Annotated in this window: 18 protein-coding genes; 15 read left to right on the forward strand and 3 right to left on the reverse strand. The window is 38.7% G+C overall.

Annotation, left to right across the window (positions count from 1 at the left end; translation table 11 throughout):
* The first annotated feature begins 143 nt into the window (after positions 1-143).
* From DV434_RS06270 to DV434_RS06345, 13 genes are all read left to right on the forward strand, one after another.
* The gene (locus tag DV434_RS06270) at positions 144-7595 is read left to right on the forward strand and encodes a two-partner secretion domain-containing protein (protein ID WP_118811553.1); all 7452 of its coding nucleotides are present in this window, start codon (positions 144-146) and stop codon (positions 7593-7595) included.
* 334 nt (positions 7596-7929) lie between these two features.
* Positions 7930-8220 (forward strand): hypothetical protein, encoded by a 291-nt coding sequence (locus DV434_RS06280; protein WP_053466522.1) that lies wholly within the window; start codon positions 7930-7932, stop codon positions 8218-8220.
* A 553-nt stretch (positions 8221-8773) separates the two neighbouring features.
* Positions 8774-9007: a hypothetical protein gene (locus DV434_RS06290; protein ID WP_053466520.1), complete on the forward strand. Its 234-nt coding sequence runs from the start codon at positions 8774-8776 to the stop codon at positions 9005-9007.
* Complete coding sequence (locus DV434_RS06295) at positions 9007-9237, forward strand: hypothetical protein (protein WP_118811554.1); 231 nt, start codon at positions 9007-9009, stop codon at positions 9235-9237. Before DV434_RS06290 ends, DV434_RS06295 begins: the two co-directional genes overlap by 1 nt.
* A 176-nt stretch (positions 9238-9413) precedes the next feature.
* Positions 9414-10220: a type 1 periplasmic-binding domain-containing protein gene (locus DV434_RS06300; protein WP_118811555.1), complete on the forward strand. Its 807-nt coding sequence runs from the start codon at positions 9414-9416 to the stop codon at positions 10218-10220.
* Between the two features lie 433 nt (positions 10221-10653).
* The gene (locus tag DV434_RS06310) at positions 10654-14721 is read left to right on the forward strand and encodes a hemagglutinin repeat-containing protein (RefSeq protein ID WP_118811556.1); all 4068 of its coding nucleotides are present in this window, start codon (positions 10654-10656) and stop codon (positions 14719-14721) included.
* Positions 14718-15059 (forward strand): stage III sporulation protein AF, encoded by a 342-nt coding sequence (locus DV434_RS06315; protein ID WP_118785665.1) that lies wholly within the window; start codon positions 14718-14720, stop codon positions 15057-15059. The genes DV434_RS06310 and DV434_RS06315 overlap by 4 nt, the downstream gene beginning before the upstream one ends.
* Positions 15060-15187: 128 nt before the next feature.
* Complete coding sequence (locus DV434_RS06320; protein ID WP_118785666.1) at positions 15188-15559, forward strand: SMI1/KNR4 family protein; 372 nt, start codon at positions 15188-15190, stop codon at positions 15557-15559.
* A gap of 1 nt (position 15560) precedes the next feature.
* A complete protein-coding gene (locus DV434_RS06325) occupies positions 15561-16106 on the forward strand; it encodes an RNA 2'-phosphotransferase (protein WP_114892258.1) in 546 nt (181 codons plus the stop codon).
* A gap of 247 nt (positions 16107-16353) precedes the next feature.
* Entirely contained in the window at positions 16354-16548 is a 195-nt protein-coding gene (locus DV434_RS11115) for a TreTu family toxin (protein ID WP_118785667.1), read from the forward strand.
* Positions 16548-16844: a hypothetical protein gene (locus tag DV434_RS06335; protein WP_118785668.1), complete on the forward strand. Its 297-nt coding sequence runs from the start codon at positions 16548-16550 to the stop codon at positions 16842-16844. The genes DV434_RS11115 and DV434_RS06335 overlap by 1 nt, the downstream gene beginning before the upstream one ends.
* Positions 16834-17373 (forward strand): macro domain-containing protein, encoded by a 540-nt coding sequence (locus DV434_RS06340; RefSeq protein WP_118785669.1) that lies wholly within the window; start codon positions 16834-16836, stop codon positions 17371-17373. The genes DV434_RS06335 and DV434_RS06340 overlap by 11 nt, the downstream gene beginning before the upstream one ends.
* Positions 17374-17660: 287 nt before the next feature.
* A complete protein-coding gene (locus tag DV434_RS06345; RefSeq protein ID WP_118785670.1) occupies positions 17661-18161 on the forward strand; it encodes a helix-turn-helix domain-containing protein in 501 nt (166 codons plus the stop codon).
* 342 nt (positions 18162-18503) lie between these two features.
* Here DV434_RS06345 and DV434_RS06350 read toward each other — a convergent pair whose 3' ends face one another.
* Together DV434_RS06350 and DV434_RS06355 are read right to left on the reverse strand one after the other, a co-directional pair.
* The gene (locus DV434_RS06350; RefSeq protein WP_239992773.1) at positions 18504-19310 is read right to left on the reverse strand and encodes an IS3 family transposase; all 807 of its coding nucleotides are present in this window, start codon (positions 19308-19310) and stop codon (positions 18504-18506) included.
* Positions 19307-19681, reverse strand: a complete 375-nt coding sequence (locus tag DV434_RS06355; RefSeq protein ID WP_118785672.1) for a transposase — start codon at positions 19679-19681, stop codon at positions 19307-19309. Before DV434_RS06355 ends, DV434_RS06350 begins: the two co-directional genes overlap by 4 nt.
* Positions 19682-19905: 224 nt before the next feature.
* On the opposite strand from DV434_RS06355, the gene pntA reads away from it, so the two are divergent.
* Both pntA and pntB read left to right on the forward strand, forming a co-directional pair.
* Entirely contained in the window at positions 19906-21444 is a 1539-nt protein-coding gene (gene pntA / locus DV434_RS06360; RefSeq protein ID WP_118785673.1) for a Re/Si-specific NAD(P)(+) transhydrogenase subunit alpha, read from the forward strand.
* A 10-nt stretch (positions 21445-21454) separates the two neighbouring features.
* Positions 21455-22879, forward strand: a complete 1425-nt coding sequence (gene pntB / locus DV434_RS06365; protein WP_118785674.1) for a Re/Si-specific NAD(P)(+) transhydrogenase subunit beta — start codon at positions 21455-21457, stop codon at positions 22877-22879.
* Positions 22880-22939: 60 nt separating this feature from the next.
* On the opposite strand, the gene DV434_RS06370 is transcribed toward pntB, so the two are convergent.
* Complete coding sequence (locus DV434_RS06370; protein WP_118785675.1) at positions 22940-23857, reverse strand: LysR family transcriptional regulator; 918 nt, start codon at positions 23855-23857, stop codon at positions 22940-22942.
* Positions 23858-23866: the final 9 nt, after the last annotated feature.

Consider the following 23866-nt stretch of genomic DNA (forward strand, 5'->3'; position numbering starts at 1 on the left):
ACATGTAGCAGCATTTTTATAATTTAGAACCAGTCATGTGATAACTGGATTTAATGTGAGCTACCGTTTTTAATGCTCACGCTTTTAGATGAATAAATTGATTAAAACCAAACAGAATTTAAAACTTTAAAGGAAATTAAAAGATGAATAAACGTCATTATAAAGTGATTTTTAGCCGTGTATTAAACCAGCTTGTGGTGGTCTCAGAGCTGGCAAAATCTCAAGGTAAAGCGCAAAGTGAAAATATGAGCTCAGAACAAGAAAAAACAGGATTATTTTCAACCGCACTTTCCCTTAATCCAATCCATTTTAGCTTAATGTTAGCATTAGGCTTTGTCTTTTTGCCTTCTGTTCATGCAGAAGATATGGCGATTCGTGCAGATAAATCAGCACCAGGTAATCAACAACCCATCGTACTTCAAACAGCGAATGGTTTACCGCAAGTGAATATTCAAACACCAAGTGCAGGAGGGGTATCACGTAACCAATATTCACAATTTGATGTAGCAGAGAAAGGCGCCGTATTAAACAATGCCCGTAAAGCAGTACAAACGCAACTTGCGGGCTGGGTGCAAGGTAACCCAAATCTTGCTCGCGGTGAAGCAAAAGTCATTCTTAACGAGGTCAATTCAGCGAATCCAAGCCGTTTAAAAGGTTATGTAGAAGTGGCGGGTAAAAAAGCGGATGTGGTCATTGCTAACCCAAGTGGTATCCAATGTGATGGCTGTGGTGTGATTAATGCAGGGCGTACAACACTCACCGTTGGCAAAGCGGAAGTAGAAAATGGCGAGTTGAAAGGCTATCGCGTAAAAGGCGGTAAGGTGACTGTTGGTCAAAAAGGGATGGATAACAGTCAATCTGATTACACTGATATTATCGCTGATAAAGCCGAAATCAATGGTGGCGTTTGGTCGAAAAAAGGCATTAAAGTTACCACAGGTAAAAATAACGTTGACCGCACGAATGATTCGGTTGTGTACGTAGGTGAGAAAAACACCGATAAAACCGACCGCACTTCTGATACCCAAGGTGAAAACCAAAGCTACAGTGTGGATGTAAGCCAATTGGGTGGGATGTATGCGGAGAAAATCCATTTAGTGGATAACGGTCAAGGTCTTGGTGTACGCAACGCGGGGCATATTGGGGCATCAGTGGGTGAGGTGAAGATTGATAGTCTTGGGCGTATTGTTAATAATGGGTATCTTCAAGCGGAACAAAGGGTGCAATTAACCACTCAGAAACAGATAGAAAATCAGGCAGGAGGGAAAATACTTGCTCATGAAGGGGATATCTTGATTCAGAGCAAACAAGATATTGCGCAATCGGGTGTGATGAGCGCCAAACGAAATGTGGCAGTGAAAGCAAAAGCGTTGAAACAAGTGGAGCAAGGTGAAATCCAAGGGGGAGCGATTGAGCTTAAGGTTCAAGAAACGTTAACAAACCGAGGATTGATAAATAGTAAAGGTGAATATTCTGAAGGGAAAAAGCCAGACTTGCATATTCGAGCTATGTCTGTTGAAAATATAGGCTCAGGGCGTATTTATGGTAATCGTGTGGTAATTGGGGCAAAGCTGATTGAAAATAAAGATGAACTTACACCTGAGAATGGGCGTCAAGATGCGGTGATTGCTGCGCGTGAATATTTAACGCTAGGTGCTGAGGAGATTCGAAATCAAACCCGCCATTACATTGCAATGCAACAGGGTAGTTCAACCCTATACGGTGAAAAGGGCGTTACAGTGGGAGGTGAGATAGATGAAGATTATCAGGCTCAAGGTAAAGCAAAAATGTTGCTTAATCAAAGTGGGACGATTGAATCACCAAGTGGTGCTATTCAACTTAGCGCAGAAAAGGTAAATAATGAAAATTTGCACTTTCATGCAGAGATAGAGAATCAATCAAATGAAGTGATTGATGAGCAGTATATTATTCCACAAGGGTATAAAACAGAGGCGCGTATTGATTATGGGCTTTTAAAATGGATTTCATTTAGTCGAGCGGGGAAATTGGCTTATCGAAGAGATAATATTAATCCTCTTAAAGAAGGGGAGCCGATTCACGCAGAACACTTATTACCTGAAGTCAATGAAATCACTTGTCAGGATTATGTTAATCAACGTGGTTGTCATATTAAACCTGAATCTATTTATAACGCGAATCATCCTGCTTGGGATTATTTTGGTATTCAACCACCGACTGATATGCCTGCGGGTTTAGCGGATATCAACATGCCTGAAGAGCCGATAAAACCAAAGGAAGTCGAAAAGCCGAGAAAAAATAGAAGAGAAACGGCAGAAAGTTATGCGGCTCGCTTAGTCGATTATGAGAAAGCGGTTGCTGATTATCGCATCGCATTGGCAAGTTATGAACAGGAGAAATCCACTTATGAAACGCGTTTAAAGGCGTATCAACAGGCTATTGCGCCATTTAAAAGTTGGATTGATGCTAACGAAGTTGCGTTTGATGCGTTGCAGGCTAAAATTACCGAGCATAATCGACACTTACTGGGTAAAACCTTTAGTGATTTTTGGATAACCAAGCTTAATCGACGAGTCATTGATGAAAGTGTTGTAAAAACGACCTTGCCAGGTCAAATTTTGGCAAGCGGAGATATTTCTATCAACGCAGCGCAAGTGCTTAACAACCGCAGTCAGATAATATCTGGAGGGCAGCTTGGCTTAAGTGGTGATGTGCATAATGAAGATGAAACGGGTTATCATATACTAAATGAATATGGGACGAGTCAGTGGACTTATTCCCGTTGGCGCGGTGGGCTTAAGCGTTATCATCAACGCAATTGGGGTGCGGTGAATGCGTATAACCGAAATGTGGAAAGCGCTTATCAAATGGGGATTAATCACTATAAAGCGCAGACAGATTATCGCACACATCAACAGACGCAAGCTTCTCAAAGTGGGGAGTTATTAGCAAAAGCGCAGGATGTCTTATTACCAAGCTCTTCACTCTATCGTCTTAACCCTGAAGCAGGTGGCGTTTTAATTGAAACAGATTCAGCGTTTACTGATAAAAAGCAATGGCTCAGTAGTGACTACATGTTCAACGCACTTCGTCGTGATCCACAAAATATCTTGAGACGCTTAGGTGATGGCTATTACGAGCAACGTTTAGTGCGAGACCAAGTTAATCAGTTGACGGGACGAATGTTCTTAACGGGTTATCAAGATTTAGAGGCTCAATATAAAGGGTTAATGGATAATGGTATTACCTTTGCGAAACGCTTCAACTTAACCCCGGGTGTGGCTTTAAGCCCAGCTCAGGTTGCACAACTTACGTCAGATATTGTCTGGTTTGAAGAAAAAGAAGTAACGCTACCAAGCGGAAAACAAGTCAAAGTGATGGCGCCTCGTGTCTATGCCATGGCGCAGAAAGGAGACTTAAATGGTGAAGGTGCGTTGATTTCAGCGGATGTGATTGATTTGAGGAGTAACCGTTTAACCAATAGTGGCACCATTGCGGGGCGTAAGCTGACGTTATTAAATACCGAAAGCTTATTCAACGAAGGCACCATTACGGGTGATAAAGTAGGCATCAACACCACGAATAACTTCGATAATATTGGTGGTAAAGTGGAAGCCGAGCGAGCCCTCTTGGTGGAGGTGGGCGGTGACTTAAATCACGAAAGTACCACGATGACAACAAAGGTGGATTTATCTCATTTCCAACGTAGTGAAACGACACTGGCTCGTAAAGCACTTTTCCATGTAAAAGGAGAAGATGGCCAGTTACAACTCTCATCAAATAATCTGAACGCTAAAGGGGCAGATATTATTAACGATGGCAATGGCAGCACGCTTGTTCAGACCAAAAATAACGTGAATCTCACCGCACTTTCAGTGGGCTTTGATGAGAAGATGGGGAAAGGCAATCATTACCGTCATGAGAAAGTGGAAGAGGCGGTAGTAAGCCGCATAAAAGGCAAAGGTGATGTTGCGCTAACCGGTAAAAATATTTTATCCGAAGGGGCACAGCTAGAGAGTGAAGCGAAGTTAATGGCCATCGCGGAAAACGACCTTGTGTTGAATGGTGCGAAAGAAAGCCGAGATTTTGAAGAGTTTCACAAAACGAAAAGCGGCAGCCTTGCTAGAACGACCAAAACCAGCCTAGACCAACAACAATCCGTTACTCAAGTCGGCACACAGGTGAGCGGTAAAGACGTGGTTCTTTCAGCAGGTCATGATGTGAAGGCGAAAGGCATTCAGGCTATTGCGGATGATAATCTGCATATTCAAGGCGGACATGATGTTGATATTGCAGCAGATACCAATCATTTCAAAAATAAGCGCGTGGAAACCAAGAAAACCAGAGGTGTGTTCACAGGTGGCGGTATTGGTCTTACCTTTGGCTCCAAATCAGAAAAACATGATTATGAAACAGAAGGTTGGACACAGTCTGATGCACGTAGCACACTAGGTTCAATGAATGGCAATATCAGGGTGAGTGCGGGTAATCATACAAATGTTCTTGGAACGGATATGATTACGCCAAACACGAATCGCATTGATATTGAGGGTGCAAGTGTTAAGGTCGAAGCGGGAAAAGATATCATTGAACGTAAAGAGGGGCATGAGTATAAACAATCTGGCGTGACGATTGCCTTGAGTACCCCGGTGACCGATATGGCACAAGCTGCTTATAACAGTGTAAAACGCAGCCAACAAGTCACCAATGGAAAACTCAAGGCACTTTATGCAGTGAAAGCCGCGGAAGAAGTGGGCATGGTAGCTCAAAATTTGGGTAAGGTAGCGGAAACCTTAGATGCCTTACGTGCTGGTAATATGCAGAATACGGGGACGACATCCAGCCCAAGTGTGAAGATTAGTCTTGGTTATGGCAGCCAAAAACAAACGCAAAGTAGCGAAAGCCAGAGTATTAGCCATCAAAAATCAACGGTGAGCACGGGTACGTTTAATGTAAAAGCCCGCGATGAAAAACTCACCTTTGAAGGCGTCGATGCGAATGCGAAATTGATGGCATTATCAGGTAAAAAAGGGATTGAGATAAAAGGTGTAAAAGACGAGGAGCATCAACATACCAAAAATAAATCAGTAGGGGGCAGTGTAGGCGTTTTTGTTGGAACCAATGGTAATAGTTATGGAATTGGTATTGAGGGTTCGGTGAATGTGGCGAAGGGCAAATCTAACTCGGATAGCGAGCGTTGGCAAAACAGTCACTTGCAAGCGGATAAGCTCATCACAAATAGCGAAGCAGGAAACCTCAGCCTTGATGCAGCGAATCTTAAAGCGAAACGTTGGGAAGCGGATATTCAAAATCTGACGATAACGAGCCGTCAAGATACAGAGAAATATGAATCCAAACAAACGAGTGCGAGTGCAAGTGGCTCGGTAGCGTATGGTTCAGGTGGCGGAGCTTCGGTGAGTGCCTCCTATAACAAAGCGAAAGTGGATTATGCGCAAGTCAATGAACAAGCGGGTATTCGTGTAGGTGAGGATGGCATGGAAGCTAACATCCACAACCATACCCAACTGAATGGTGCCATCATTGAAAGTGATGCTGAGGCAAGTAAAAACCACTTCAAAACAAAATCGCTCACGCATACCGATATTGAAAATAAAAGCGAGATTAAAACCGAAAGTGCGAGCATGGGGGCAGGCAGTGGCGGAGTGAATCCAATGCAGGCGCTTAGCAATGCCTTGAGCTTATTGGGTAACACCAATGAAAGCGCGCGCAGCACCACCCAGTCAGCTATCAGCGACAACATTCAGATAGACACCGAAACACCGGAAAAACTGACCGCACTTTCACGTGACACAAAAAATGCGAATCAACGTGTTGAAAAGCAAGATTTACAAAAAGTGCAAGAACGCCAAGAAATGGCGAAAGTGATAGGTGATATCAGCACCAACGCGATAAGCATCGCCACGTATAATGAGCGTGAGAAGATTAATAAACTGTCATTAGAAAAATTTAAAGCGGAAGAAAAATACGGTAAATCAAGTACGCAAGCGCAAGAAATCGGTAAACAAATTACCGCTATTCAAAATGACATAGACGGCACTTACGGCATTGGAAGTAAGACTGGCATGGCGATTCGCGCCGTGACGGCGGCATTACAAGCGGCGGCACAAAATGATACTGCAGGCAGTCTTGTTGCACTGGCTTCACCTTATCTCAACAAAACCATCCACGAGATGACGGCGGGTGACACCGCAAAAGACAAAGCTGCGAATCTTATGGCGCATGCTCTTCTTTCCGCGGTGGAGTTTCAAGTGACAGGTAAAGACCCATTGACGGGTGCTGTGGCTGGGGTGACAGGAGAAGTGACTGCACAAATCCTCACACAGGCAATCTATAATAAAACGCCAAATCAACTTGCAGCAAATGAGAAGGAAAACATTAGTACGTTAAGTCAATTGGCGGGCGGATTGGCTGCAGCATTGACAGCGAAAGCGAATGGCACCACAGCGGAACAAGGGGGGAGTTTCCTTGCTGCGACTTCTGGAGCAGAGACGGCTAAAAGGGCGGTGGAGAATAATTTCTTGAGTGAGGCTTCAAGAGCGAGATTAAATGCGTTAAAAACAAAATATCATCGTGGAGAAAAATTAACAAATAAAGAAAAATTGGAGTTTAGAGATTTAATTGAATCAGATCAGCGTAGTGACGTTCTCTTGGATAAATTTAGAAAAGATCCAAATTCCTTAAATAGCAAGGAAAGAGAGGCATTTTTAAGCTATGTAGATCGTTATTATATAGAAACTGTTACGGGGAATACCGCATCTGGTTATAAATTGGCGTCATCAACATCGCCAGTTAATGCTCAAAATCGTTTTGAATCAGAATATTTAATAAACGATCCTGTACCAAAACGAGATTATGGTCATTTCCCTTTTGCAGGTACGGATGTACAAAGATCGCAAGCAGTGAATACCTTGCCAGAAGAGAGCAAGAACTGGCTAGGTTGGCGTTCTGAAAAACATTCTCGTGATGAAGAGATGTATTATACTGTCAAGAATGAACTTGATGCTCCTGAGAATTATAAAAATTCATCGAATGGGAAAATAGCTTATTCAGTTAAGGATGGACTGGAACTTGGTTCGACTATTTATGGTGGATTGGGTGTATTAAAAGGTGCTAAAAAAATCAATGATGTGATGTCTAATTCAACTAAATTTACTTTAGGCATTGCTGGTGCAGGAAGTGTGGGCGCACAGCTAATGTCTGACGGAACAGTCGATCCGAGAAGTTTAGCAATTGATTTGGTTACGGCATATGCACTTAAAGGGAAGGGATTTGGTTTGACGGTGGGTGGTAATGCTGCCTCTGGGGCGCTAAATAACTACATTACAGATAAATCCATGTCTCAAGGAGCAATAAGTAGCGGTATTGGTTCAGCTATTGGTTACGGTATGGGTAAAGCGATTGAAGTACCGTTAGATAAGAAGATTAACCTGGATCGCACGTGGGCTAAATATAACCTTCAGCCTTTAAATGATAAGATTCCTTATGTTGATGTATATAGAAGAAATATTATACCTAGTATCTCTGGTTCAACAATGAGTGAGATAGGTAATAGAGTTTTTCAGAATTACTATACAAAACCTAATGAGGAAAAATAATGAAAAAGATTATTTATATTCTTATTTTTTCTCTAGTATCTGGAGTCGTTTTTATGTTTATTATGTTTTTGGCTGCAAGGTTACTCTATAACATAAATAATAGTATTAGTTTCTATTGTATTGATATATTGTCTTTTTTTAAAAGCATGAATAAAAAGGAGGTGGGCTTTATTATCCTTATATCATCAATAAAATTTGTAATAACATGTCTTCGTTATAGAGATTACTAAAGGTTACGCTAGGTATTAATATGACTGGCTTAGATATTTAAGCTATTAATGAAGAAATGAAGATAAAATACTCCTTAAAGATAGTAATATCGGAGGAGCTTTAGGTGGAGAATCAAGTAATAGATGGTTTCAATATGAATATAGTAATTGGAAAGGTAAAAATAATGAAAAATAAATTTTTATCTATCTTAATAATAATTATTTTGGGAAGTTTTCTATTAAGTATCTCAATGTTTTTGATTGCCAGAATTCTTTATAATTTTGAAAATAATATGGATTTATTTAATATACATTTCTTGGATTATTTTAATGATGGTTTTATTGAGCGCTTAAAAATGATTTTTATGCATGTTTTTATATTTTTTGTTTCAATTTTATGTTTCTATAGAAAATAATCCTCAGATAACACAAGCCCTCAAGATAGCGCGCGTCTCCTGACGCGTGCTTATATCTAACTAAAAATAAACAAAATGAAGTTATTAATAAAAATAGTGAGGACCTGAATCAAATGAAAGGGATGTTTTGGGCACGCGTTATAAAACGCGCGCCATCGTGGGCCTTCACAGGAGAATGATTAATGAAAGTTATCTACCTTATTTTATTTTCTCTACTTTCTAGTGTTTTTGTTTCTTTTACTATGTTTTTATTAGCTAAGTTTATGTATAACATAGAGAATAATATGCCTATTTTTGATATAGATTTAGTATCGTTTTTTGTACAAAAAACAGCCAGAGAAATAAAAATGATAATTTTCTTATCTGTAATTATATTTGTAGTTTTTTATATGTATTATAAGAAAAATGATCTATTGCAATAAGATTTATATTAATACACCCTAGCCCCTGACACATACTTGTATTTATCTAAAAATAAACAAAATGAAGTTGTGAATGAAAATAGTAAAAATCTGAATCAAATGAAATTGATGTTTTAGGCACGCGTTAGGAAATGCGCTCCATAGTGGGCTATGGAATAGGTAAAGCTATTGATATTTCATTAAATAAAAAATACTTAGATTTAACTTGGGTTAAATATAATCCTCAGCCTTTGAATGATAAACTCTCTTATGTTTATACATATAGAAGAAGTATTGTTCCTAGTATTTCAGGAAGTTTAGGAAGGGAAAGTTTGAATAGAGGCGTCCAATATATTTATAATGAGTCTCAAAAAGGAAGTAAATAATGAAAAGAATCATGTTAGATATTCTACTTTCTATTTTTATTGGAGTTTCTTTTTCATTATTATCGTTGATAGTTGGTGGATTGCTTTACAATATTGATAATTCAATATCTATTTTTGAGCTAGAATTGATTGATTTTGGTATAAAAAAACTTTCATTTTTAATCAAAATGACATTGTTTGTATCAAGTATTTACTTTATTCTTTTTTTCTATGGTAGGAATTTAAAGTAGCAAGATAATGTACTTAAATAATTATTTACTCACAATCTTAAATTTTGAAACAAAAATAACAGATGAAGATATGTATTATACTGTCAAGAACGAACTTGATGCTCCTGAGAATTATAAAAATTCATCTAATGGGAAAATAGCTTATTTCAGTTAAGGATGGGCTGGATGCGGGTTCTATGCTTGCTTTAGGTAGTGGAACTACTGTTGTAAGAGGTGTTGCCCTTATGGAGAAAACCGCCGCAACAGTTGGAGGTGAGGCTATTACTCTAGCTAATAAAGGGGGGCAAGTGTTACGTCTTGGTAAAGATGCGGCAACAAAAGCTTACATTGATGGTCAGCTAACCTATATTAATTTAGTTGATAAGGGAATTAAAGCCTATAATACCGCTTCAACAAAAGCAGCAAATGCCTATATCAACGGACAGCTTGCGTATGCGGATGCTATTGCGAAAGGAGTTAATACAGCTAAAATAGCGGCACGAGAAGGTATTGAAGGAACCCGAGAATTAGTGAGTCAAGGAATTTATTATTCTTATAATCCTACACAGGCTAAAGTAGTTCAAACAGCTGTCCAGGGAATTGAGCATGGTTTGAAACCTATAACTGAAATAACATATAAGCAATATGCACAAGGAGTAGCGATGGGAGCTACAGCTAGTGCAATAACTCAATATGCTGCAACAGGTGATATTGATGTAAATAAAACTGTAAGAACAGGGTTACTTGCTCCATATCTATTAAATGCTCCTTTAGGAACTTCAGTTTTAATTGGTTCTGTTGATACTGCAGTATCAACAATATCTGATGGTAAATCTCATGTGAATGAACAGGTAAAATATGCCGAAAGCACCTTAGGAGGTTATACTATGGAAAAAATATCTCCTCCTGTGTTAAAGCCTGTATCTCCATTCATAGGGGGTGTTGTTGGTGAGATTATTAATCAAGTGAATGATAAATTAGAAGCAAAAGAAAGGAAGAAATAGATATGAAATATTTTTTAATTATATTAAAGAGATCTTTTTTAATGACTATAATTCTACAAATTATTTTTTATATAAATGCCTACTTTATTACTGGGTATATTGATCAGGGCGATTTTTTTTTAAGTGAAGAGCATTTATTTTTTAGTTTAAAAGTATGGGGGGGGCTATTTGTATTATTTTTATTAATATATGCAGCTGATTATAACAAGTGGCGAAGAGGGTGAGGAATTAAAAATACATAAATTTGATATTTTAATGGTATAAAATTTAAAATATCTAGATATAAAGTGCGGTCAATTTTTAAATAGTTTTAAAACTTCTCAAAAATTGACCGCACTTTTGTATTTTAAACGATGCTTGTTTTAATCAAACCTTATAATTTTACATTCAATTTCTCGTAGTAACCTTACCAAGCGGAAAACAAGTCAAAGTGATGGCGCCTCGTGTCTATGCCATGGCGCAGAAAGGTGACTTAAATGGCGAAGGTGCGTTGATTTCAGCGGATGTGATTGATTTGCGGAGTCATCGTTTAATCAATAGCGGCACCATTGCGGGGCGTAAGCTTACGTTATTAAATACCGAAAGCTTATTCAACGCAGGCACCATTACGGGTGATAAAGTAGGCATCAACACCACGAATAACTTCGACAATATCGGCGGTAAAGTAGAAGCCGAGCGAGCACTTTTGGTGGATGTGGGCGGTGACTTAAATCACGAAAGTACTACGATGACAACAAAGGTGGATTTATCTCACTTCCAACGTAGTGAAACGACACTGGCTCGTAAAGCACTTTTCCATGTAAAAGGAGAAGATGGCCAGTTACAACTCTCATCAAATAATCTGAACGCTAAAGGTGCAGATATTATTAACGATGGCAATGGCAGCACGCTTGTTCAGACCAAAAATAACGTGAATCTCACCGCACTTTCAGTGGGCTTTGATGAGAAGATGGGCGCAGGCAATCATTACCGTCATGAGAAAGTGGAAGAAGCGGTAGTAAGTCAAGTAAAAGGCAAGGGGGATGTGACGCTTACGGCAAAAAATCTCCGAGCCGAAGGGGCACAGCTGGAGAGTGAAGCGAAGTTGATGGCCGTCGCTGAAAACGACCTTGTGTTGAATGGGGCGAAAGAAAGTCGTGATTTTGAGGAGTTCCACAAAACGAAAAGTGGAAGTGTGGCGAAGGTGACCAAAACCAGTCTAGACCAACAACACTCCGTTACTCAAGTCGGCACTCAGGTGAGTGGTAAAAACGTCGTGCTTTCAGCAGGTCATGATATGAAGGCGAAAGGCATTCAGGCTATTGCGGATGATAATCTGCATATTCAGGCTGGGCATGATGTCGATATTGCAGCAGATACCAATTATTTCAAAAATAAGCGCGTGGAAACCAAGAAAACGTCAGGGGTATTCACGGGTGGCGGTATTGGCATTACCTTTGGCTCCAAATCAGAAAAACATGATTATGAAACAGAAGGTTGGACACAGTCTGATGCACGTAGCACGCTAGGTTCAATGAATGGCAATATCAGGGTGAGTGCGGGTAACCATTCGAATGTAATGGGAACGGATATGATGACACCACGCACAAATCGGATTGATATTGAAGGGGCAGCCGTGAAAGTGGAAGCAGGAAAAGATATTATTGAACGTAAAGAGGGGCATGAGTATAAACAATCTGGCGTGACGATTGCCTTGAGCACCCCAGTGACCGATATGGCACAAGCAGCTTATAACAGTGTGAATCGCAGCCAACAAGTCACCAATGGAAAACTTAAGGCACTTTATGCAGTGAAAGCTGCGGAAGAAGCGACAATGGCGGCTCAAAATGTGGGTAAGGTAGCGGAAACCTTAGATGCTTTGCGAGCAGGTAATATGCAGAATACCGGAACGACATCCAGCCCAAGTATGAAGATTAGTCTTGGTTATGGCAGCCAAAAACAAACGCAAAGTAGCGAAAGCCAGAGTATTCATCATCAAAAATCAACGGTGAGCACAGGTACGTTTAATGTAAAAGCCCGCGATGAAAAACTCACCTTTGAAGGCGTTGATGCGAATGCGAAATTAATGGCATTATCAGGTAAAAAAGGGATTGAGATAAAAGGTGTAAAAGACGAGGAGCACCAACATACCAAAAATAAATCAGTAGGGGGCAGTGTAGGCGTTTTTGTTGGAACCAATGGTAATAGTTATGGAATTGGTATTGAGGGTTCGGTGAATGTGGCGAAGGGCAAATCTAACTCGGATAGCGAGCGTTGGCAAAATAGTCACTTGCAAGCGGATAAGCTCATCACAAATAGCGAAGCAGGAAACCTCAGCCTTGATGCAGCGAATCTCAAAGCGAAACGTTGGGAAGCGGATATTCAAAATCTGACGATAACGAGCCGTCAAGATACAGAGAAATACGAATCCAAACAAACGAGTGCGAGTGCAAGTGGCTCGGTAGCGTATGGTTCAGGTGGCGGAGCTTCGGTCAGTGCCTCCTATAACAAAGCGAAAGTGGATTATGCGCAAGTCAATGAACAAGCTGGGATTAGTGTGGGAGAGGATGGTATGGATGCCCATATCCACAACCATACCCAACTGAATGGTGCCATTATTGAAAGTGACGCTGATGCAAGTAAAAACCACTTCAAAACAAAATCGCTCACGCATACCGATATTGAAAATAAAAGCGAGATTAAAACCGAAAGTGCGAGCATGGGGGCAGGCACGGGAGGCATTAACCCGATGCAAGCGATAAGCAGTGCCTTGAGCTTATTGGGCAACACCAATGAAAGCGCGCGCAGCACCACCCAATCAGCTATCAGCGGCAATATTCAGATAGAGACCGAAACACCGGAAAAACTGACCGCACTTTCACGTGACACCAAAAATGCGAATCAACGTGTTGAAAAGCAAGATTTACAAAAAGTGCAAGAGCGCCAAGAAATGGCTAAGGTGATAGGTGATATCAGCAACAACGCGATAAGCATCGCCACGTATAATGAGCGTGAGAAAATTAACAAGCTAGGGCTTGAGAAGTTTAAGCTGGAAGAGCAAGAAAAAGCCTTGAAAGGACAAGCGGGTAATGAACAACAGCTTGAAGCCATTAAGCAACAGCTAACAAATGTTCAAGCCGAAATCACGAAAACGCAAGATAAAATCGACCGCACTTACGGCATTGGTAGTGAAAAAGGCATGGCGATTCGAGCAGTGACAGCAGCATTACAAGCGGCAGCACAAAACGATACCGCAGGCAGTCTTGTTGCGCTGGCTTCGCCTTATCTCAATAAAACCATTCACGAGATGACGGCAGGTGACACGGCAAAAGACAAAGCTGCGAATCTCATGGCACATGCTCTGCTTTCTGCGGTGGAGTTCCAAGTGACAGGCAAAGACCCATTGACGGGCGCAATTGCTGGGGTGACAGGAGAAGTGACTGCACAAATCCTCACGCAGGCAATCTATAATAAAACGCCAAATCAACTTACGGCCAATGAGAAGGAAAACATTAGCACGTTAAGTCAATTGGCGGGCGGATTGGCTGCAGCATTGACAGCGAAGGCGAATGGCACCACAACAGAACAAGGTGGTAATTTCCTTGCGGTGACTTCTGGAGCTGAGACGGCTAAAAGGGCGGTGGAGAATAATTATCTAAGTATTGCAGATGTTCAGAACTTCATTCGAGAACTGAGTAAAGCGCAAAAAGAGGGCCGTGATACTAAACCGATTTTAGAGAAATATAAAGGGATTAGTGAAGAAAACCGTCAGCAACTCATAGCGTGTAAGGGTAATGTGGCTTGTGAAACGGCACATTTACATGAAATGAACACAGGGGCTGAAGAGCTTGAGAGAAATTTAGGGTTCTTTAGTCGTATGACGGTGTATTATCCAAATGATTTAAATACAGCGAATCGTATTGCATTATCTAATTTAGTTGAAAGTGAGAATGCAGAAAGTTTTAGCAAGCTTTCGGATAAAACAAAATTTGGTTTGAATTTGATGGAAGCTGGTACAGCAATGGGTTTGGGTGCAGCAACAGGCTATGCAAAAGTTGGATTTAGCAATGTTAAAAGTTTAATTAGTGGAAAAAATAAAGCTTATCCGACATCGGGAATGGATGGGTATAAGCGTACTAATGTTGGGGATGAGGATTATCCTTCTACAAATAATATTTCTCGCTCATTACTCAGGACTGAATTAGCATTTAAGGATGCTCGAATTTTAGATCATAATGGCTTTCTAACTCAGAATGCAATTGAAAGATCTAAAGTGTTAAAATTAAAAGATGGGTATATTCGCAATCCAGAGATTATTAGAGTTTTAACTAAAGATGGCTCAAGAATAGAAGATTGGGAGAAAATGACTACGGAGTCAATAAAATTACCTAATGGACAGTCTAATCAGATCCATTTTTATAAAAACTCTAAAACAGGAAAAATTGATTATGAGACAAAAGATTTTAAAGTTAAGGGGGAAGTTAATGACTTTAAATTTAAAATGGAGGAAAATAAGAGATGATATTGGAATCTAAAAAAACAGATTTTGAATTCAAAGTTGGTGAGATGTATTTTGGTTTTGGATTGTTTATTAATTTATATTTAAATAAAATTTATGTATTAATAAGGAGGCCGTCAGACTTAACTCCTGTTTTAGAGGAGCTGTCTCAATTTAATGTAATAAATTCAAATGATATTTTAAATTGGGATAAAAGAATTGAAAGTAATGGATTGTATATAAATATTCAACCAATGGAATTAAATGATTTTGATTGGGAACTTTATCATAGCGGAGATGAAGAAATTAATAATATTTTTGAGGAAATATATAAAAATATTAAAGATAAGTATGGTGAATGATAATTTTTATAAAATATTAATAAATTAAATTCTATAACTTTATTTTATAGGGTTGATAAGAGCTGGTCTGCTAAGTTATCGCATGGTTCCCGGTATGATCCAAAAGTCATAAAATAAAGGAAGTGATTATGCAAACTAAATTTAATTTATATCCTAAAGAACAATTACCTGAAAAATTTAAATTTCCCCAGTCTTATATTGATTTATCGAGTAATATGGAAAAGATAAATGAATTGGAATATTTTCCTTGGTGGTTTGAGGATTCTGAGTTTGAGGATAATGTTTATCTTTATAGTAAGGCTATTGAAGAGCTTACAGGTGTGGCTGATTTAATTGCATTTGCTAGAGATGGCGATTGGGCAGCTTGTTTCAAATTAACGGATTACTCTGGAAATCTGAGAGTTTATGTTCATGATCTTGGTAATGAAGCCAATAAATATGAATGTAAGGATTTTGATGAGTGGTTAGCAGAAGAAATTAAAAGTGCAAAAGAGTATTAAAATGGACTATTTAAATTTAAGTAAAGAAGTTTCCTATGCGCTTCGTCATGCGCCATGGGAATATGAATTAGAACTGGATTCTGAAGGTTGGGTTTCCGTCGGGCAATTAATTTCATCATTTAGAAATAGTGATGAAAAATGGAATACGTTAACCGAAGACGATTTAGTTAAAATGATCAACCTATCAGAAAAGAAAAGACATGAGATTAAAAATGGAAAAATAAGAGCTTTCTATGGTCATTCAATTCCAATGAAAATTTCTAAAGAAATTGGTTATCCACCAAAGTATTTATACCATGGGACAAGTATAAATTATTTAGATGATATTAAATCAAATGGATTGAAGCCGATGTCTCGTCAATATGTACATTTATCTGAGGATATTGAGACAGCAAAATTGGTCGGGGATAGAAAAAAAGGAGAGACAATTCTTTTGACTATTGATACAGAATTAGCTCAATCTAAAGGCATTAAGTTTTATATAGGTAATGAGAAGGTATGGTTATCAGATGGTATTCCAGCTGAATTTATTAAAGATAACTTCTAAATGAAACCAATAAAGTGCGGTTAATTTTCAAAGAGTTTTTAAAACTCTCAAAATTGACCGCACTTTTTGTATTTTCAATGATGCGTATTTTAAGCAAATTTTGATATCCCCCCAGATAGCGCGCGTCTCCTGACGCGTGCTTATATCTATCTAAAAATAAACAAAATGAAGTTGTTAATGAAAATAGTATAAATCTGAATTAAATGAAATTGATGCTTTGGGCACGCGTCAGGAGACGCGCGCCATCTTGGGGGCAGCAAAGCCAGGCAGTGTTTATGTGGAGTTTAATGTTCCTAAAACTAGTCTTTTACAAGGAGGAAAGGAAAGATGGTTTAAAATGGTAAATGATGATGTTAGTAATAGTCAAAAGGACTTCTTACAAAAGAAAGGTGGAATATTATCCCCAGATGTTAATGATATAAGAGTGTTAGGAGAGAAGTAATGGATATATTTAATTTCTTTGAAAATGTTGTTTATCCAAGAGTTATAGAAAATTTTGGAGTTGTTCAAGTTGATTTTGATAAAGAGGGAGATTTTGGTTATTTAACTAGATTTGACTTATATTCAAATAAAAAAACAGCAACTATTGAGCTCTGGAGTAGTCATTGGGTAGGATTGGAAATATATAAATTAGAAAATAGAGATATAGATATTATATATAACAAAATGATTTCTCCTGAGGAAGTATCAGAAAAAGATTTTTTTGAATTTATGGAGGTTTTATTTAATGGTAATTAGTGAAAATCTGTTTTTATACCTTGGAGATATTACTGAAATTAAAACTGAAGCATTAGTTAATCCAGCCAACACATCTTTATTAGGTGGTGGTGGAGTTGATGGATTAATTCATAGGAAGGGAGGGGGGCAGATTTTAGATGATTGTATGAAAATTAGAGCTCGTCAGGGAGGGTGTAAAGTGGGTGAGGCTGTGATTACCAGAGCAGGAAATTTACCCGCTAATTATGTTATTCATACCGTTGGGCCTGTTTGGAATAATGGTAAACATGATGAGAAAAAATTATTAGAGAAGACGTATTTTTCATGTTTAGAGCTTGCTGAGAAGAATGATATTAGTGAAATTTCTTTCCCTAATATATCAACAGGTAGGTATAGATTTCCTAAAAAGTTAGCAGCGGAGATAGCTATAAAAACAGTTATAAGTTATTTGTCAATCCATGATGTTATAAAGAAAGTTAATTTTGTATGTTATGATTCCGAAGATTATCGTTTTTATCAAGATTACTTAGCAGTATTAAAGGTGTATTAAATCATTCCTTTTGAAAATTTCAGACTTTCAGACACTTTTGATTTCTATGATCCCCCATAGATGACACAAGCGTCCACGCTTGTGCTATCGTGTGGGTGAGTAAGCCGAAAAGCTAGAAAATAAGCCTAAAAATAAAAATTATAGGAATGTAAATAAATAATTATTCATTATAAATCAATTATTTAATAAATTTCTATGTGCTTAAATCAATATATTAACTTCCTGTATATTGATTTTCCCCATTAGGGAGAGTATTATTCACTTAAGAGTAGGAGGGGGAAAGAAATATGGGGACTAAGAAAATAACAAAATTTACGACAATTCTACTACTTATACTTAAAGAATGTCGATTAGAAAGGAATATACATCAAGCTGTAATTGCTGATGGAATGGGAAAATCAGCTAATGCATTTACGAAAATAGAAACAGGAAGTACAGCATTACAAATGGATACTTTCTTATCTTATTGCAAGACTTTGAATGTAAGCCCTTCTGCTGTAATGGCTACAGCTGAAAGATATGTAGTTTTATTTTCTAGTTTAGGTTGGTATATTTCAGGAACTTCTGAAGCTGTTACTGAGGATGGAGATGCTTTATTGATACATTCTCAACAATACTATATTTCTGATTTATTTAAAAATCGTTCTATGCAAGACCTATGGGTTCTTAATAGTCCAATTTATCAATATGATCAATTGGGGAAAACTATTGTTAATGGAGCAAAAGTATTTTTATCTGCCCTTTATCCAGAACACTATCCTTTAAAACAACCTTTACTCATAGCTTAATAAAAAAGGTATTAGAAGTAACTAATACCTTTTGGGAGTCTGAATTAAGGTTTAAAGAGTGTCTTAATTCATAAATGCTTTTAATTAATTCAAGCATTTGTTGTTTCCTGGCCGAAACATACATAGTTTAAATCAATTATTGCATATAGACAATCTCACTCTCTTAATATAGGAGAATATGCGATGATTTCTTGTAATTGCATAAAACCCATTCATGTACGACCTTACCGAAGATTTCGTTTAGGTAAGTGGGAGCTAGTATGCGAACATTGTCGTTCATATCCTAAAATTTAATTTAGGATAAAAAATTATGATCTGTCCCCCAAAAGTTGGATAGGTTAGTTAACTTAAATATTGAGCTCGGTATTGCACTGGGCTCAATTCTTTGAACGCTAGTTTAATTCGTTTTTGGTTGTAATACACTAAATATTCTTCAATTTCAGCCTGTAATTCAGCAATTGAATGATAAGTCCGAGAGTAAAAGCACGCTGATTTTAATATTGCAAAAAAACTTTCAATCACCGCATTATCATAGCAATTTCCTCGGCGGCTTATACTTTGCACCGCTTTACCCTCCAACATATTTACCCATTCCGCCGAGCCATACAATACACCTTGGTCACTATGAATAATCGGGCATTCTGTCGGGTTAAGCCGACTAAGCCCTTGTTCTAACATCTTTTTTACCAATGAAAACTTCGGGCGTGTCGAAAAGTTATAGGCAATAATTTCTCGGTTAGCCAAGTCCATCAACGGTGAAAAATAAAGCTTTTCTTGCCCAACATGAAATTCCGTTACATCCGTTACCCATTTTTGATTGAGTGCCGTTGCTGTAAAATCACGATTCAGCAAATTCGGAGCAATATGCGATATTTTTCCACGTTTTCCATGTCTTTTCTTGCGTAAAATGGAATGAATACCTAACTCGTTCATCAGCTTTAACACCGTTTTATGATTCAAATTAAAACCCATTTGGCGTAATTTAAACGTCATGGGGCGATAACCATCTCGTTTTCTGTTCTTTTTATACAGCGATAAGATAGCTTCTTTAGCTTCGTGATAATTTCGCTTAATCTCTTTATAGTAAAAGCTTGAGCGAGGCATTTTAGCCATATGAAGTAAATCATTTAACGCATGGTCTGGCTTCAATCTTTCAATGATTTTTCTTTTTTCTGTCGTTGTTTTTGACGGTCGAGCGCCTCCAACTCCTTTAGATAAGCAATCTCCGCACGAGCCAAGGCGAGCTCTCGTTGTAACTTTTTAAACGCTTTAGCTGAAAAGTCTGTAGTTTCTGGAATTTCAATGTCTTTCTTTTTCATCTTTGGCTTCACTATTTTCGGTGTTTGAAGGTTTGTATAAGGCGATTTTACGCCATCAAGCCCTCTTTCCCGAAATGCTTTTAGCCAATAAATGACGAGAGCATGGGAAATTTGATGAAGTTTAGCCACCTCACGGATACCATAATCCTGTTCGGTGACGAGTTTGATAATTTTCAAACGAAATTGATAAGAGTAGGACATAATCTGCACCTCAAAATCTGGACACTTAATTTGAGATGTTTTTTATATGATATTTTTCGTGATCCCTATCACAATATCTTGTAAAACCACTTAAAAACGTTACCTATTTTCATTCAATCAATGATACAGTTGTATCCGTTTGACTTTTTGTCATTTTAACGATGAATAGGCGAAGGTTTGTTCATTAATCTCATCAACCCAATCATCAATCAGAGGGAAACAGTATGTTAATTGGTGTACCTAGAGAGCTGCTTGAGAACGAGAGCCGTGTGGCGGCAACGCCGAAAACGGTTCAGCAAATATTGACATTGGGCTTTGACGTGATCGTGGAACACGATGCAGGTTTTAAAGCTAGTTTTGAAGATCAAGCATTTTTAGAGGCAGGCGCGAAGATCGGTACGTCGGCTGAAATTTGGCAATCGGATATTATCTTCAAAGTAAATGCACCGACAGATGAAGAAATCGCTCAAATGAAGGAAGGCGCAACGCTTGTGAGCTTTATTTGGCGTATGCAAAATCCTGAGTTAATGAAAAAACTCACCGCGAAGAAAATTAATGTGTTAGCAATGGATGCGGTGCCTCGTATTTCTCGTGCGCAAGCATTGGATGCGCTTTCTTCTATGGCGAATATTTCTGGTTATCGTGCTGTCATTGAAGCTGCGCATGAATTCGGTAGCTTCTTTACCGGACAAATTACTGCAGCAGGTAAAGTTCCACCAGCAAAAGTGTTGGTGATTGGTGCTGGTGTGGCTGGTTTGGCGGCAATTGGTGCGGCAAATAGCCTTGGGGCGATTGTTCGTGCTTTTGACTCTCGTCCTGAAGTGAAAGAGCAAGTTCAAAGTATGGGTGCAAGCTTCTTAGAAATTGATTTTAAAGAAGAAGGCGGCAGTGGCGATGGTTATGCGAAAGTGATGTCGGAAGAATTTAACTGTCGTGCAATGGAGCTTTATGCAGAACAAGCTAAAGAAGTCGATATTATTATTACTACAGCAGCCATTCCGGGTAAACCAGCGCCTCGTTTAATCACCAAAGAAATGGTGGATTCAATGAAACCAGGTTCGGTGATTGTGGATTTAGCGGCTGCAACTGGCGGTAACTGTGAATATACGCAAGCAGGGAAAGTTGTTACAACTGAAAACCAAGTGAAAGTGATTGGTTATACAGATTTCCCAAGCCGTTTACCAACGCAATCTTCTCAACTTTATGGCACAAACTTAGTCAATTTATTAAAACTTTTGTGCAAAGAGAAAGATGGCAATATCAATATTGATTTTGAAGATGTGGTTCTTCGTGGTGTGACTGTTGTTCGTGATGGGGAAGAAATTCCACCAGCACAAATTCAAGTATCTGCACAACCAAAACAAGAAACCAAAGCTGCACTAGTAGCAGAGAAAAAAGAATCTAAACCAACAGATCCTCGTGTGAAATACGGTGTGATGGCTGGTGTTGGTGTGTTATTCCTTTGGTTAGCTTCTGTTGCGCCCGCTGCATTTTTATCACATTTCACCGTATTTGTTTTAGCTTGTGTGGTGGGTTATTACGTGGTTTGGAATGTTAGCCATGCACTTCACACACCATTAATGGCAGTAACAAATGCAATTTCGGGCATTATTATTGTAGGCGCGTTATTACAAATTCGTCAGCCAACAGGCAATCTATTTATCGATGCGTTAGCTTTTGTGGCGATTTTGGTGGCAAGCATCAATATTTTTGGTGGTTTCCGTGTCACACAACGTATGTTAGCAATGTTTAGAAAAGGTTAAGGAGCGCACAATGTCTGAAGGTTTAGTACAGGCTGCGTATATTTTAGCAGCATTACTTTTCATTATGAGCTTGGCAGGACTTTCTAAACATGAAACTGCTAAAGCGGGTTGTTGGTTCGGTATTGTTGGTATGACCATTGCCCTTATCGCAACCATTTTGGGGCCTCATTCAGAAGGAACATTTTGGATCATTATTGCGATGATCATCGGTGGTGCAATCGGTGTTCAACGTGCATTAAAAGTAGAAATGACTGAAATGCCAGAACTTGTGGCGATTCTTCACAGTTTCGTTGGTTTAGCGGCTGTACTTGTAGGCTTTAATAGCTATGGTTTACACCATGATGCATTAATGCCAGAAGGATTAGATGCAGCAGCACAAGCCGCATTTGTAGCTGGACAAGCGGTATTAACGAATATTCATAATGTCGAAGTATTTTTAGGTATTTTTATCGGTGCGGTAACTTTCACTGGTTCTGTTGTTGCATTTGGTAAATTAAGCGGAAAAATTAATTCAAAAGCATTAATGTTGCCGCATCGCCATAAATTAAATTTAGCTGCACTTGTGGTATCTGCATTATTGATGGTTGCATTCTTAAATAATCCAGAAAGCATTTTTCCTGTGTTATTAATGACAGCGATTGCGCTTGCATTTGGATGGCATTTAGTGGCATCAATTGGTGGGGCAGATATGCCAGTTGTGGTATCAATGCTTAACTCATATTCTGGTTGGGCAGCGGCTGCAGCAGGTTTTATGTTGAATAATGATTTACTCATCGTAACTGGTGCGCTTGTTGGTTCTTCTGGTGCAATCCTTTCTTACATCATGTGTAAAGCGATGAACCGTTCATTTGTGAGCGTAATTGCGGGTGGTTTTGGTAACGATGTTCAAGTTTCTTCAAGCGAAGAACAAGGCGAACACCGTGAAACTACGGCAGAAGAAGTGGCTGAATTATTGAAAAATGCAAGTTCTGTAATTATCACACCGGGATATGGTATGGCTGTTGCACAAGCACAATATCCAGTCGCTGATATTACGGCTAAATTGCGTGAACGTGGTGTGAACGTTCGTTTTGGTATTCACCCTGTTGCAGGACGTTTACCAGGCCACATGAACGTGCTTTTAGCTGAGGCAAAAGTGCCTTACGATGTTGTACTTGAAATGGATGAAATCAATGATGATTTCGCTGATACCGATGTGGTATTGGTTATCGGTGCGAACGATACGGTAAACCCAGCTGCGATGGAAGATCCAAATAGCCCAATAGCGGGAATGCCTGTGTTGGAAGTATGGAAAGCACAAAATGTGATTGTGTTCAAACGTTCAATGGCAGTGGGTTACGCAGGCGTACAAAACCCATTATTCTTCAAAGAGAATACGCAAATGCTCTTTGGTGATGCAAAAGATCGTGTTGAAGACATCTTAAAAGCATTATAAAAACACGCATAAAAATAACCGCACTTTGGGTTGCCTAAGTGCGGTATTTTTTTATGGCGTTTAGTGACTATCTTCAGGATTTTCCAAAATTTCTGAACACAAGCCTAAACCAGATAAAAATTCAATAAATGCCCGTACTTTTATTGGTAAATGTCTTCTGTTCGGATAGACCACATGAATTTCTAATTTTTGTTGTTTATATTCTGGTAATATTTCAATCAGTTCACCTTTTTCAAGAGATTGACCAATAATAAATCTCGGTAAATTCACAATACCTAGTCCTGCTTTTGCCATTTCTAATAAGGCTAAACCACTATTGCTTACTACTTTGGATTTGATTTTGAAACGTTGTGTTTGATTTATGCGTGAGCCAACCCAATTCACTTGATTCATTACATTTTTATAAAGTAAGCCATTGTGATGTTCTAAATCATCAGGTGTTTGTGGGATGCCATTAGCTTCAAGATAGCTTGGTGATGCCACAAAGTGTAGCGTATTTGTGCTGATTTTGCGTGATACAAGAGAACTGTCCGTCATATGGCCGATTCGTAATGCAAGATCATAGCCTTCTGCCACAAGGTCAATTTTTTTGTCATTAAACTCAATTTCAACATGTAGATTAGGATGTTCGGCAATAAACAGTGGTAAATTCGGTACGATGAAAAGCAAACCAAAATCACGAGGAACAGAAATGAGTAAATTTCCTTGTAATGAACTGGTAAGGTGGGTGATGCTGGAATCAGCCTCATCTAAATCAAGCAAAATTCCTTGGCAGCGTTGGTAATACATCATTCCTGCTTCAGTAGGCATAATTTTTCTGGTGGTACGTTGTAACAATCGTGTTTTTAAATGTTCTTCTAGCTGTGAAACTAATTTGCTTGCCATCGCCACAGAAATATTTTGTTGCTTTGCTGCCAATGTAAAACTTTGGGTTTCAATGACTTTGCAGAAAATAGAAATCGCGTTGAGTTTATCCATTTATAGACC

Source organism: Haemophilus haemolyticus, from assembly GCF_003493685.1.
Classification (GTDB): domain Bacteria; phylum Pseudomonadota; class Gammaproteobacteria; order Enterobacterales; family Pasteurellaceae; genus Haemophilus; species Haemophilus haemolyticus_O.